Below are 12,746 nucleotides of genomic sequence, written 5' to 3'. Positions count from 1 at the left end.
GGGGAAAGGGGGCCGAGCCGTTAACCGCGGCTCTTCCAGCCTTTTTTACTTTTGCAGCTAGCTTTGGTGGCGACCCACGGGTGACGTAGCTGAGTCAACTGAAGATCCTGAGAGGCCGGGCTGGCCGACCAGCGTTTGTTGCACAGAGGCTTACGAGTTGCAATGACCATAAAAACGCTCCTGAAAAGTAATGAACCATTCCCTGGGTAGTTCCACAAGTTCAGAATTAGCGTATCACCGCGTAACGGAAGTTATTTCAATCTTTGTTTTAGAATGTAAATGGTCATCGCCCTCTGAAATAGCTTAAATTGATCCAAATCAATTTAAGTGCATTTATTTTTCGATGCCACCTATATTTTCAAGCGCTTACCTTCGCCAGCCGCCTGATTAAGACTTTTCCTATACCGCATAATACAACAGAATCAAGCGATATTATCAGATTTTTATTCTAGTTATGTATGGCTATGTGGTTATTTGTTTTGATTATTCTAACTGATAAAATTCACTTGGTCAGTCAGCAGCGGGCAGGTACTCTGCACCGGCAAGAAGAGGATTTGTCAGGGAGTGGTGGATGACTAAAGGCTATAAACTACTTGGCTATAAGTTAGCGGATAATATTTTCTACTGCCTGCATCATCGGGAAATTATCACGCTGCGCGGGACACGGACGCAAGTCCAGCTACGCAGCACCATGGCCTGTTTACTGGAGTACCTGCTGGCGCATGGCAGAGAACGTCTGGTCAGCGATGAAGAGTTAATGATTAACGTTTGGGAAAAAAATAATCTCCGCCCTTCCGCGCAGCGCCTATGGCAGGTTATTCAGAGCTTAAAGTCTCGCTTACACCAGGCTGGCGTGGAGAGCGCGTTAATCATCCGAGTTAAGTGCGCGGGGTATTATATTAATAACGTTTACGTAGCCGAAATTTATTCATACAAACCGCCGGGGATGATGAATTATATAAACACTTCGCCTGCTGATATGAATAAGCTTCTGGTACGCAGCTAATCCCCTCCCCGCGCCGTTTACATCGCCAGCAACAGGGTTTATTCGTTGAATATTTTAATTCACAGCAATAATATTTATTTTAATATCGGTATCGCCCAGTGTTTTCGGGATATTCAGAAAACAGCGCCCGAATTAAAGGTTATTCACTCCCTGCCCCTCAGCCATCTTCCAGAACTGTCCGGGCTGGATGTGATTATTTTGTCACTGGAAAACTATCATGATTACCTGGCTGCCGCTGAAATCGCTCAGCACTTTCAGGGCCTGGTCATCGGCTTTACGTCAGCCGGCAACGTAAGGCGCGGACGCTCCTTTTTCGCGGATACCCTACTGTGGGTCAGCCAGCGCGAAGCGGTACGTGAAGTGAGCCGCCTTCTGCGCTGCCTGGCCGAGCGCCGCTGGCCACTCGTGCCGCGTCACCAACGTCAGAGCGTTTCTTTCCGTCAACGAGCCCCGCTCAACCGCCTGGAGATGCGGATGATTGATGCCACCATGAAGGGTCAGTCGGTTCATCAAATGGCTGCTACGCTTGGGATTAATCGCAAGCGGGTCTATAACGGCCTGGAAAGGATTAAAGTGAATTTCCGCCTGGTCAGTCATAGCCATTTTCATCATTTCATGACCGACAGGCTCTCTTTTAGTCGCCTGTCTGCCGACCTCCGATGCCTGACCACAGCAGCTAATGCAACCCTGCCGCCGCGCGCAGCCTCACGACCGGCGGAAAATCATTCATATTATTTGAAAGAGTTTCGAAAATTGTTTTGATTTTAAGCCCCAGCAATCAAGCGTATTCTTTATCACATCAGGGCAACAGGCCCTTTATCAGACACCAAATTAAGGAATACACCATGAATTTCATCAAAACTTTCGTTGCTGTTTCTGCGCTGTCTCTGTTCTCTGCTGCCAGCTTTGCTCAGAGCGTCAGCGCCACTGCCTCCACGCTGGACCGCGCGGAAGCTAAAATTGCCGCCCAGGCCGCAGAACAGGGTGCATCCTATAAAATTACCAGCGCCCAGTTTAACAACCGTGTTCATATGACGGCTGAACTGAGCAAATAAACCCTTGCCCCTAAACGTTTCCTAAAGCACCGCCTGGACGGCGCTTTAGTTTTTCCCCCTGCCTGACATTTCCCGGCAGGTCCATGCGGCATTCGCCGGATCCCGGACAATACTGACTCTCAGCACAAAAAGAGCCTGATAGCAATAAATACCCGATTGGCTGGATTATCTGCGGCTTGTCGGCGTAAAGCGGAGAGGTCTGTCGCCGCGAATCAGTCGGAGGCCTTCCGCTGTCTGCAAAGCGGCGCCCATTTTGGCAAAATTTGCGTGGCGTGGTGAGGGTTTGCAGGGCCTCCGTGCCCTGGAAAGACTTTATTCGAAAAAGACGTCCGGATTTTCCGACAGCGAAACAAAGGATTTCGTGTTTTTATCCAGCGCCTGAATATCGCCGGTTTCGATGTCGTAGAACCAGCCATGCAGGCGCAGGGTATGGTCGCGCAGACCAACCGCCACCGAAGGATGGGTCTTGATGTTATTCAGTTGGGCGATAACGTTTTCCTGCACCATGCCGTTGACCTTATCGGTTTCGCTAGCCCAGGTTTTCTTTTCCACCACCGCTTTCGCGGCATCGGCATAGCGTAGCCAGTGAGACACCGCAGGCATCGGCTCAAGGCACTGACAGGTGGCGATCGCTTTCATCGCGCCGCAGTTGGAATGGCCGCAGATCACGATATCCGTCACGCCCAGCGCAACCACGGCATATTCGATGGTCGCGGAAACGCCGCCCGGCTCCGGCCCGAAAGACGGCACGATATTCCCGGCATTACGAATGACAAAGAGCTGTCCCGGCTCCTGCTGGGTAACCAGTTCCGGCACCAGACGGCTGTCAGAACAGGAGATGAAAAGCGCTTTGGGATTCTGGCTGGAGGCCAGGCTGCGGAAGAGTTCTTTACGCTGGGGGAAGATCTCTTTCTGGAAGTTGAGGAAGCCCTCAATGATATGTTGCATAGCAGTGTCTCTTCTCTGTAGTTATTACGGTATGACAAAGATCACAGTTATTCAGTTTACCATCGATGACAAGAATGGGAATCGTTATTCAAACAGTTGCGCAGAAAACGCGCGCCGCCAACGCCTGCTTCTCCCCGTCTAATACACACCTTTTTGACGTGCTTTCCTGAACCAGTTTGCTACTCTGTCTGCTCCAACCGTCCACACGTTACCGACCGCCTGCCTGCGGCGGACATAACAGGAGTCGCTATGTTCCTATCCAGCCTGATGGCCATTGCCGCGGTGCTGATCATGGGCGTGATCAGTCCCGGCCCAAGCTTTATCTTTGTTGCGCGCAATGCCGTCGCTCGCTCGCGTCTGCACGGTATGGTGACCGCCCTCGGTACCGGCGCCGGTGCGGCCATTTTCTCCATTATGGCGATGCTGGGCCTGCAGAAGGTGCTCACCGCGGTGCCGGAGCTGTTTATTGGTTTGAAGGTGGCGGGCGGGCTCTATCTGCTGTGGCTGGGCTATAAAATTTTTCGCGGGTCGGCGCAGCCGATGGACTTTTCCGCCAGCGGGATGGCCGGCAACCGCTCTTTGCTGAAGACCTTCCGCGACGGGCTGTATACTCAGCTCAGCAATCCCAAAACTGCGCTGGTGTTCGCCTCAATTTTTACCGCCCTGCTGCCGGCGCAGATCCCCACCGCCTTCTATTACATCGTGCCGCTGATGAGCTTTCTGATCGACGTCAGCTGGTATTCGCTGGTGGCGCTGGTGCTGTCTGCCGACCGCCCGCGCCGCGTCTACCTGCGGCTGAAGCGGCGGATCGACATCGCCACCGCGACGGTGCTGGGGGCGCTGGGCCTGCGGCTTATCGCCACCTCCCTCACCCGCTAGCGGGTTACACGGTATAGATGCGAATATCGTGCTGCTGAAAGGCAACGCGATATTCGCGACTGATATTCTCTTCCACCACCAGCACATCGATATCGCTGCTGGCGGCCACCACAAACCGCGCTGCGGCCGGAATTTTATCCGAAGTCAGACCAACAATAATCTCGCTGCACTGTTTAATGACCGCTTTCTTGAACTCGCAGTCGGCATAGTCAAAGCCGGTCAGGCCCGACTCTGGCGCCATCGCGCAGCCGCCGATAAACCCCTGGTCGAATAACATGCCCTGCACCTGAGCCACCGCCGCGGCGCCGACGCAACCGCCGCTCGCGCGCTGCACCTGGCCGCCAAGGATCACCACGTCATACAGCGGTTTTTTCACCAGTACCGCGGCGATCTCCGGGGAGTTCGTTACCACCGTCAGCGCCAGTTCGGCGGGCAGCGCCTCGGCCATCGCCAGATTGGTGGTCCCGGTATCAATAAAAATAGTGCCGCCGGGCTTCACCAGCCGGGCACACTGTTGCGCGATCCTGAGCTTTATCGCGCGGTTTTTATCTTTCCGCTGACTGTAATCCCCCGCTTCCGGCAGACTCAGCACCGCCCCGCCATACACCTTTTTACAGAATCCCTCGCGGCTGAGCTCATGCAGATCGCGGCGGATGGTATGCTCCGACACCTGAAGCCGCGCCGCCAGCTCCGCGCACACCACTCTGCCATTTTCCTGCAGGATCTGGCAAATCAACGCTTGTCGCTGTTGGGGAAAAGCAGCATAATCGAGCACGAAAACTCCTTAAATTATCAAAAACGAGCAACAGCAAGCATGATCGTCTGCGCTGCTTTGATTGTCAATGTTCCTGCCCGGAGGTTTACCATGAAAATTGCCCATTTCGCCCTGTGGACCCAACAGCTCGACGTCCAGGCCCGCTTCTGGGTGGACTTCTTTGCCGCCAGCATCAATGAAAAATACCTTAGCCAGACCAACCCCGGCTTTGCCTCCTATTTCGTTACTATCGACGATGAGGTGGTGATAGAGCTGATGACCAAGCCTGGCCTGCAGCAGGCCAGCGCGGATAATAACCATACCGGCTGGGCGCATCTGGCCCTCTCGGTGGGCGGGGCGGAACAGGTCGATGCCATCGCCCAACGCGCCGGGGCCGCCGGAATACTGATTTCGCCGCCGCGCACCACCGGCGACGGCTATTATGAGGCGGTGATCGCCGATCCCGATGGCAACCTGATCGAAATCGTCGCATAGTCAGCAGAACGCCAGTATTCAGGAGGCATCCATGGCACATTACCGGATTATCGACACCGCATCCTGGCCCCGCCGGGACCATTTCACTTTTTACCGCCAATTCGCCAACCCCAGCTTTAATCTCTGCGTGCCGATAGCGGCGCAGCGCCTGTACGAATGTGCGAAGGACCGTCGGGTCTCGTTTTTTCAGCTCGCGCTCTATGCCCTGCTGCGCGCGGCCAACGGGGTACCGCAGCTACGCCAGCGCGTGCGGAACGATGAGGTGATTGAATATGACAGTCTGGCAGTAATGACGCCGGTGATGACCGTCGGAGAGGGATTCCGTCAGGTGTGGTGCGACAATGCCCCCGAGTTCACCGCCTTCAGCGCCGCGGCCACGCCGAAGATTGTCGCGGCAAGAGAGACATACCCGGCGCCGCTCATCGTCGATGGCGAGCATTTTATCTGCGCCAGCTGTCTGCCATGGCTCCACTTCACCTCGATGACCCATGCGGAATATGCCGTCGGCGCGGCGGTCCCCGCGCTCACTTGGGGAAAATTGCAGAATGGCGTTATCCCGGTGGCCGGGCGGTTTAACCATGCCTTCGTCGATGGTCTCCACGCCAGCCGCTTTTATGCCCTTGTCGAAGAGGGATTTAATGACCCCGAGCGGCTCTGGTTGCCGCTAACCGAAACCGCACCCTCCCTGCTTCCCCCAGCGGCGAAGGAGCGTTAACGTCTGCCCGGAACTGACCGCCAGGGAGCCTTCCTCCCTGCACGGCGGTCGGTACGGGGCCACTATCATCGTTCCCTTTCAGCCGGCGAATACCGCGCAGGTGTGACGCCTGTTCAGAACCTCGCGATTGAAAAACTGGGTCGCAGACAGCATGCTGACCAACCATCATCAGACAGCGGAAAACACTGCTTCATAGCTATAGAATGGGATTATATTGCCGATCCTTTGCTAAGGATAATTAGTTATAAATCATAGCGTTTCAGTGTTAGACAGGGCGAAGTGCGCCTCTTATCTTTCGTCATGAATTGTAAATAACCACGCAATCATTTGATGAGGTAGCACTTTTGTCCAGATTACAACAAGGATTAAAAACCAGACAAACCCGCTTCGCCCTGGCGCTAAAAGTGGCCCTGCTCGGCGGCGTGGTAGCATTTTCTTCTGCTGTCTTTGCTGAGGGTCTCCTGAAAGAAGGTATCACCCCGGCCACTGACGCCAGCCAGATCCCGGCCAGCGCCAAACTGCGGAAAGACACGGTGGTGGCCGGGATCTCCGAGCCGCAGGGGATCTTTAACCCCTACTTTTTCGTCAACGGCTGGGATGAGAACGTGACTAACGTCATTTTTTCACGCCTGATCGACTGGGACAGCCAGGGCAAGCTGGTCCCGGGACTGGCGGAGAGCTGGACGGTCAGCCCGGATAACAAAGTCTATACCATCAAATTGCGCCCTGGCCTCACCTTTAGCGACGGCTCACCGCTGACGGCGGAAGATGTCGCCTTTACCCTGACGGTCCTGCTCGACCCCAGCTATGATGGCGATACCGACATCACCCTGGCCAATATCGCCGGCGGGACGGACTACAAAGCCGGCAAGGCTGACAGCGTCAGCGGCCTGAAGGTCATCGACCCGCTCACTCTGCAGGTGACCACCACGCAGCCAGGCGCCACCACGCTGGCCAAAATTGGCGGGCCTGTACTGTCGAAAGCCTGGTACGGCAAAGGGTATCAGCGGGGAAATCTCGACTATCTGCGCTCACTGCACGGCAAGCCGCTGGGCAACGGCCCTTACGTGTACGACAAATACATTCCCGGTCAGGAAATTCGCTTCCATGCCAATAGCCATTTTTACCGTGGGACGCCGCCAACGCCGCGCTTTATCTATCGCGTGACCAATCCGTCCACCAACTTCCAGCTGTTCCAGACCGGGGAGACCGACTACGACGCCTTTACCTCGCGCCCCGACGATATTGAGCAACTGAAGATGCTCGGCTTCGCCAATATTAATCTTTACGGCTCCAGCGACTACAGCCAGGTGGAATTCAACGTGCATCGCCCGGCGCTACAGGATAAGCGGGTGCGCCAGGCGCTGATTTACGGCCTGGATAGGCAGAAGCTGATCGACGTGGTCTATCAGGGATACGGCAAAGTCGCCATCGAACCGATCGCGCCGATCTCCTGGGCCTTTAACGCTGAAGGCGTCAACCCTTACCCTTACGATCCGGCCCAGGCCAAAAAGCTGCTGGATGAGGCCGGCTGGAAACCAGGCGCCGACGGTATCCGCGCCAAAGACGGCCAGCGCCTGGAGCTGACCCTGCTGGTGAGCAAGAAGGTGCTCAACGATGCGCTGATCCCCATCGCCAAGGAGAACTGGCGGCAGATCGGCGTGCTGCTGAAGCCGCAGGTGGTGGATTTCAACGCCCTGATGGCGCAGCGCAAAGCCGGAAATTACGATTTGGCCTCGTTCAGCACCAGCACCCTCAACGACCCGCACGACGGGGTATGGGATTTCTACAGCAGCGAAGCTAAAGAGTCCGGCTACCATAACGCGGAAGTCGATAAGCTGATTAACGCCGGCAACGCGGTGCTCGACATCGAACAGCGCAAGCCGATCTACCACCAGCTGTATAAAGTGCTGGCCGACGATCCGCCGGTGATCCTGCTCGGCTATCGCGAGATCCTTTCCGCCAGCAGCGCCCGCGTCAGCGGCTTTAAGCCGGATATCTACAACGGCCTGACCGGCAGCCTGCCGGATGTAAAAATCGTCAAATAAATCCCTGGCCGCCGGGTTAACCGGCGGCTGATGTGAGACCGTCATGAGAAATTTCATCCTGAGGCGCCTGCTGCAAACGCTGCCGATGCTGCTGCTGGCCTCCTTCATTATTTTTTTGCTGTTTGCCAAAACCCCTGGCGACTTTATCGATGGCAATATCACCCTGACCGCTGCCCGCGCCGCGGAGCTAAAGGCGATCTACGGCCTCGACCAGCCGCTGTTGACCCGCTACCTCCACTGGCTGGGACAGTTGCTGCGCGGTGATTTAGGCTTTTCGCTGCAGTATCAGATCCCGGTCAGCCAGTTGCTCAACCAGTACATCTGGAACTCTTTTCTGCTGGCCAGCGTCGCGCTGGTCTTTTACTGGGGCATCGGCCTGGCGGTGGGCGTGGTTTCTGCCCTGCGCCCTGGCTCCTGGTTTGATCATCTGGTGAGCGTCGCGGTGTTTGCCGCCATGTCGTTCCCCACCTTTTTCCTCTGCCTGCTGCTGATTAAATGGTTCGCCGTCGATCTCCACTGGCTGCCGGTAGGCGGGATGACCAATACCGGCAGCGACGAGAGCGGCTGGCAGTATGTGCTGCAGGTGGCTGCCCATCTGGCGCTGCCGGTGCTGGCGCTGGTGATGCTGCAGGCGGGCAGCCTGACGCGCTATGTGCGCGCCAGTATGCTCGACGTGGTGAAAATGGATTTTATCCGTACCGCCCGCGCCAAGGGGTTGCAGGAGCGCACGGTGATCCTCAAACATGCCCTGCGCAACGCCCTGCTGCCGATTATCACCCTGCTGGGCTTCGAGCTGCCGGGGCTGTTCTCCGGGGCGATCATTACCGAAAAGGTATTCAACTGGCCGGGGGCGGGCCACATTCATATCGACTCGCTGGCCGCCCGCGACTATCCGGTACTGATGGGGTTTACCCTGTTTCTGGCGGTGCTGACGATAGTCGGGAATCTGCTCGCCGACGTGCTGTACGCCTGGGCCGATCCGCGTATTCGGGTGAGGTCATAATGATCCTGTCTTACTTAGCTTCCCGTCGCCGCCAGCGGCAGGCGGCTATCCCGGCGCTGGCGCACATTACCCCCTCTCCCTGGCGCCAGGGGTGGCGACAGCTGCGCCGTAACCGGCTGGCCATGTTCTGCCTGCTCCTGCTGGCGGTGATGGCGGTGTGGTGCGTGCTGGGGCCCGTCTGGTCGCCGTGGAGTGATGATGCCACCGACGCCCTGAGCATCAACCAGCCGCCCGGGGCGGAACACTGGCTGGGGACCGATTTCCTCGGTCGCGATGTCTACACCCGCCTGCTGCTGGCCGGGCGCATCTCGCTGGTTATCGGCCTGCTGACCATGGTGATGTCGGTGTGCCTCGGCTACCTGCTCGGCGCCCTCTCGGGTTACGTCGGCGGGTTAACCGACAAACTGATCATGCGCGTGGCCGACCTGGTGATGACTATCCCTGGGTTACCGCTATTGATCGTCGCCGGGGCGATGCTTTCCGAGCTCGATTTTTCGCCGGACTCGCGCATTTATATGGTGGTGGTGATGCTCAGCCTGCTGGAGTGGCCCCGACTGGCGCGGCTGGTGCGCGGGCAATGTCTCTCCCTGCGCGAACGCGATTTTATGCTGGCCACCCAAGTGCTGGGCCTGTCGGCGCGTCGACGGCTGTTTGGCCACCTGCTGCCGAATACCATTCCGATTCTGGTGGTGATGGCGACCATGGCCGTCGCCAACGCCATTCTCAGTGAATCCGCGCTGAGCTATCTCGGCCTCGGCGTGGTGCCGCCGACGCCGTCGTGGGGCAATATGATGGATGCCGCTAACAGCCTGATCGATTTCCAGCGCCGCCCCTGGCTGTGGATGCCGCCGGGCATCGCCATCTTTATCACCGTGATCGCCATCAATGTGCTGGGCGATGGCCTGCGCGACGCCATGGATCCCAATATGAAACCGAGGCTGAAATGACCACGCCGTTAGTCTCCTTTAATCATCTCTCCGTCTCTTTCGCCGGCGAACGCTCTCGCGTGCGCGCGGTGCAGGAGGTCTCTTTCACCATTCAGGCCGGGCAAACCGTTGGCGTGGTGGGTGAATCCGGCTGCGGCAAAAGCGTCACCGCCATGGCGCTGATGGGCCTCCTGCCGCCGCAGACGGCGCGCATCGACGGCGGCGAGATCCGCTTCGCGGACCGCGATCTGCTGCGGCTGAAAGCCAGACAGATGGCCGATCTGCGCGGTCACCAGCTGGCAATGATTTTTCAGGAACCGATGTCGGCCCTCAACCCGGTGTTGACCATCGGGGAGCAGCTGTGCGAACCGCCGATCCGCCACCTCGGCGCCACGCCGAAAGCCGCCTGGCATCAGGCCATCCAGCTGTTAAGCGAGGTCGGCCTGGCGCGCGGGGACAGCCTGATGACCCGCTATCCTCACCAGCTTTCCGGCGGCATGCTGCAGCGGGTGATGATCGCCATGGCGCTGAGCTGTCGGCCCAAACTGCTGATCGCCGACGAACCCACCACCGCGCTCGACGTGACCGTGCAGGCGCAGATCCTACGCCTGCTGCGGGATCGGGCGCGGGCCAGCCAGATGGCGATGATGCTGATTACCCACGACCTGGGGGTGATCGCGCAGATGGCCGAGCAGGTGGTGGTGATGTATGCCGGACGAATTGTGGAACAAGGCGCCACCGCGGAAGTGCTACGGCATCCACAGCATCCCTACACGCGGGGGCTGATCGCCTCCCGACCGGTGCCCGGTGAGCGGCGTCGGCGGCTGTACTCAATTCCCGGCCAGGTGCCGGATCTGGCCGCCCTGCCGGCGGGCTGCGCCTTTGCCGGGCGCTGCGAGCGGGCGACGGCGCGCTGCCGGGAGGCGATTCCGCCGCTGCTCGGCGACCGCCAACGTGCCGCCTGCTTTTATAGCGAATTTGCGGAGGTGAAAGCATGAGCGAACGCTATGTCATTGAAGTGGATGGATTGAAAAAATATTTTCCGCTACGCGACGGCCTGTTTGGTCAGCAGACCGGCGAGCTTCGCGCGGTGGACGGCGTCAGCTTTAATATCCGTCCGGGCACCATTTTTGGCCTGGTGGGCGAGTCCGGCAGCGGTAAAACCACCGTCGGCCGGACCCTGCTTGGCCTGTACGAGAAGAGCGCCGGCAGCGTGAAATTTCACGGTCAGGAGCTGGCCGACCTGACCGCGCCTGCCCTGCGCGCTATCCGGCCCAGGATGCAGCTGGTGTTTCAGGACCCCTATAGCTCGCTGAACCCGCGGCTGCGTATTGGCGACGCGATTGGCGAAGCCATGCTGGAGCACAAACTGTGCGCCCGCAATGAGCTATATGACCGGGTAATCGACGTGATGAAGATCTGCGGCCTGGCGCCGGAACACTATGCCCGCTTCCCGCATCAGTTTTCCGGCGGCCAGCGTCAGCGGATCGGTATTGCCCGGGCGCTGATCCTCAACCCGGATTTTATCGTCGCCGATGAACCCATCTCGGCCCTTGATGTGTCGATTCAGGCGCAGATCATCAATTTGTTTTCCGACCTGCGCGACAACCGCGGCGTCACGTTTCTGTTTATCTCCCACGACCTCGGGGTGGTGGAGCATTTATGTGACGATGTGGCGGTGATGTATCTCGGGCAACTGGTGGAAAGCGCCAGCCGCGATGCGCTGTTCAACCGCCCCCTCCATCCCTACACCCGCGCCCTGCTGGCTGCGGTGCCGACCCTCGACCCGCACAGCGAACCGCAGGCGCTGGTGCAAGGCGAGATCCCGGATCCGGCCAATCCCCCCGCCGGCTGCCGCTTTTCATCCCGCTGCTCGCTGGCCAGCGAACGTTGCCGCAGAGAGCCTCCGGCGCTGCGCGAGGTGGCCCCGGGCCATCGGGTCGCCTGTCATTGGGTCGCATCCTGAGCGCGGTCAATGGGGTTATTTATTTCTAAACAACCGACCGATTGTGCGCGGCAGCGCCAGGATTTACTATCCGCCCCGTCTTGTGAGACGCGCGATAAATGAAGCGGAACATCTTTGTACTCTTTTGCCCAATGGCTTCGGGCATTTTTTCTCCACGCCCGGGAGCGATCCTCCCGGCAAGATATTTAGCGGGGCGCGGTCGCCCGTCTGTCAAAACGCAGCAATGGAATTGCTCGTCCGCGTCCCGCTACCCTTTTCCCGCCGCTAATTAAATAAGGGCAAAAAAATAAGACAACATGAGATTGCCTGGGGTATAGCTTTATCTTATTTTTTAAGCGTGTACTCCCTGTTAAGGTATCAACATCATGCTTAAGCGTCGCACTCTCAAAACAGCACTGGCGGCGGTTATTTCTCTTGCCGTCATGGCCGCGCCAGCGTATGCCAACCCGGGTAATGGCAATGGCAACGGCGGTGGTAATCACGGGAACAGTGGTAACCATGGCAATAGCGGCAATCATGGTAACAACGGTAACAGTGGCGACCATGGCAATAAAGGGCAAAATAAAGGCCAGTCCACTGAAGATCACGGCAAACGGAAAAACTACGGCAAGCCCGACCACGTCGACAGCGATATTAGCTTCTCACGGGCGCGCTCCCTTGCCGTGAACTACGGTCTGGTCGGCTATCAGGCGCTGCCGCCGGGTATCGCCAAAAATGTCGCTCGCGGCAAACCGCTCCCTCCGGGGATCGCCAAAAAGACCCTGCCAGCTTCTATGATTAACGACCTGCCCTATTATCCGGGCTATGAATGGCGGGCGGTCGGCGATGATCTGGTGCGGGGGGCCCTGAGCACCGCGATCGTCACCGCCGTGATCAACGGTGTGTTTGACTAAATCATCTGCTTATTGAAAAACCCCCCCCCCCCCCGGGGCGTTTTTTTTTTTTTTTTTT

15 protein-coding genes are annotated in these 12,746 nt (G+C 57.8%); 12 read left to right on the top strand and 3 right to left on the bottom strand.

Annotated elements, in window-relative coordinates:
* Positions 1-20 precede the first annotated feature (20 nt).
* On the bottom strand, positions 21-170 hold the full coding sequence (locus tag HMPREF9538_RS32520) for a hypothetical protein (RefSeq protein WP_002907802.1): 150 nt from the start codon (positions 168-170) through the stop codon (positions 21-23).
* Positions 171-571: 401 nt separating this feature from the next.
* Here HMPREF9538_RS32520 and HMPREF9538_RS01270 point away from each other — a divergent pair, with 401 nt between their 5' ends.
* The 3 genes from HMPREF9538_RS01270 to HMPREF9538_RS01280 all read left to right on the top strand — a co-directional run bounded on the left by HMPREF9538_RS01270 (position 572) and on the right by HMPREF9538_RS01280 (position 2,061).
* Positions 572-1,006: a winged helix-turn-helix domain-containing protein gene (locus tag HMPREF9538_RS01270; RefSeq protein WP_004143863.1), complete on the top strand. Its 435-nt coding sequence runs from the start codon at positions 572-574 to the stop codon at positions 1,004-1,006.
* Between the two features lie 45 nt (positions 1,007-1,051).
* Positions 1,052-1,768 carry a hypothetical protein gene (locus HMPREF9538_RS01275; protein ID WP_004210116.1) on the top strand — a complete coding sequence of 239 codons (717 nt, stop codon included), beginning with the start codon at positions 1,052-1,054 and terminating at the stop codon, positions 1,766-1,768.
* Positions 1,769-1,851: 83 nt separating this feature from the next.
* Positions 1,852-2,061: a YdgH/BhsA/McbA-like domain containing protein gene (locus HMPREF9538_RS01280; RefSeq protein ID WP_004210114.1), complete on the top strand. Its 210-nt coding sequence runs from the start codon at positions 1,852-1,854 to the stop codon at positions 2,059-2,061.
* 312 nt (positions 2,062-2,373) lie between these two features.
* Here the strand turns inward: HMPREF9538_RS01280 and HMPREF9538_RS01290 are convergent, their stop codons facing one another.
* Positions 2,374-3,009 (bottom strand): carbonic anhydrase, encoded by a 636-nt coding sequence (locus HMPREF9538_RS01290; RefSeq protein WP_002907811.1) that lies wholly within the window; start codon positions 3,007-3,009, stop codon positions 2,374-2,376.
* Between the two features lie 249 nt (positions 3,010-3,258).
* Here HMPREF9538_RS01290 and HMPREF9538_RS01295 point away from each other — a divergent pair, with 249 nt between their 5' ends.
* Positions 3,259-3,888, top strand: a complete 630-nt coding sequence (locus HMPREF9538_RS01295; protein ID WP_002907812.1) for a LysE family translocator — start codon at positions 3,259-3,261, stop codon at positions 3,886-3,888.
* Between the two features lie 4 nt (positions 3,889-3,892).
* Here HMPREF9538_RS01295 and HMPREF9538_RS01300 read toward each other — a convergent pair whose 3' ends face one another.
* On the bottom strand, positions 3,893-4,663 hold the full coding sequence (locus tag HMPREF9538_RS01300) for a DeoR/GlpR family DNA-binding transcription regulator (RefSeq protein ID WP_009486402.1): 771 nt from the start codon (positions 4,661-4,663) through the stop codon (positions 3,893-3,895).
* 90 nt (positions 4,664-4,753) lie between these two features.
* Here HMPREF9538_RS01300 and HMPREF9538_RS01305 point away from each other — a divergent pair, with 90 nt between their 5' ends.
* From HMPREF9538_RS01305 to HMPREF9538_RS01340, 8 genes are all read left to right on the top strand, one after another.
* Positions 4,754-5,137 carry a glyoxalase/bleomycin resistance/extradiol dioxygenase family protein gene (locus HMPREF9538_RS01305; RefSeq protein ID WP_004175834.1) on the top strand — a complete coding sequence of 128 codons (384 nt, stop codon included), beginning with the start codon at positions 4,754-4,756 and terminating at the stop codon, positions 5,135-5,137.
* Between the two features lie 31 nt (positions 5,138-5,168).
* The gene (locus HMPREF9538_RS01310; protein ID WP_009486400.1) at positions 5,169-5,852 is read left to right on the top strand and encodes a CatA-like O-acetyltransferase, family 1; all 684 of its coding nucleotides are present in this window, start codon (positions 5,169-5,171) and stop codon (positions 5,850-5,852) included.
* Between the two features lie 344 nt (positions 5,853-6,196).
* Positions 6,197-7,900 carry an ABC transporter substrate-binding protein gene (locus tag HMPREF9538_RS01315; RefSeq protein ID WP_020316852.1) on the top strand — a complete coding sequence of 568 codons (1,704 nt, stop codon included), beginning with the start codon at positions 6,197-6,199 and terminating at the stop codon, positions 7,898-7,900.
* A 43-nt stretch (positions 7,901-7,943) separates the two neighbouring features.
* Positions 7,944-8,903: an ABC transporter permease gene (locus tag HMPREF9538_RS01320; RefSeq protein WP_004175825.1), complete on the top strand. Its 960-nt coding sequence runs from the start codon at positions 7,944-7,946 to the stop codon at positions 8,901-8,903.
* Complete coding sequence (gene opp4C / locus HMPREF9538_RS01325; RefSeq protein WP_016197619.1) at positions 8,900-9,850, top strand: oligopeptide ABC transporter permease; 951 nt, start codon at positions 8,900-8,902, stop codon at positions 9,848-9,850. Before HMPREF9538_RS01320 ends, opp4C begins: the two co-directional genes overlap by 4 nt.
* The gene (locus HMPREF9538_RS01330; protein WP_009486397.1) at positions 9,847-10,827 is read left to right on the top strand and encodes an ABC transporter ATP-binding protein; all 981 of its coding nucleotides are present in this window, start codon (positions 9,847-9,849) and stop codon (positions 10,825-10,827) included. Before opp4C ends, HMPREF9538_RS01330 begins: the two co-directional genes overlap by 4 nt.
* Positions 10,824-11,795, top strand: a complete 972-nt coding sequence (locus tag HMPREF9538_RS01335; RefSeq protein ID WP_009486396.1) for an ABC transporter ATP-binding protein — start codon at positions 10,824-10,826, stop codon at positions 11,793-11,795. The genes HMPREF9538_RS01330 and HMPREF9538_RS01335 overlap by 4 nt, the downstream gene beginning before the upstream one ends.
* Positions 11,796-12,160: 365 nt before the next feature.
* Positions 12,161-12,688: an anti-virulence regulator CigR family protein gene (locus tag HMPREF9538_RS01340; RefSeq protein WP_009486395.1), complete on the top strand. Its 528-nt coding sequence runs from the start codon at positions 12,161-12,163 to the stop codon at positions 12,686-12,688.
* Positions 12,689-12,746 lie beyond the last annotated feature (58 nt).

The organism is Klebsiella sp. MS 92-3, from assembly GCF_000195655.1.
Taxonomy (GTDB): domain Bacteria; phylum Pseudomonadota; class Gammaproteobacteria; order Enterobacterales; family Enterobacteriaceae; genus Klebsiella; species Klebsiella pneumoniae.
This window is presented reverse-complemented; position numbering and strand designations above follow the sequence as displayed.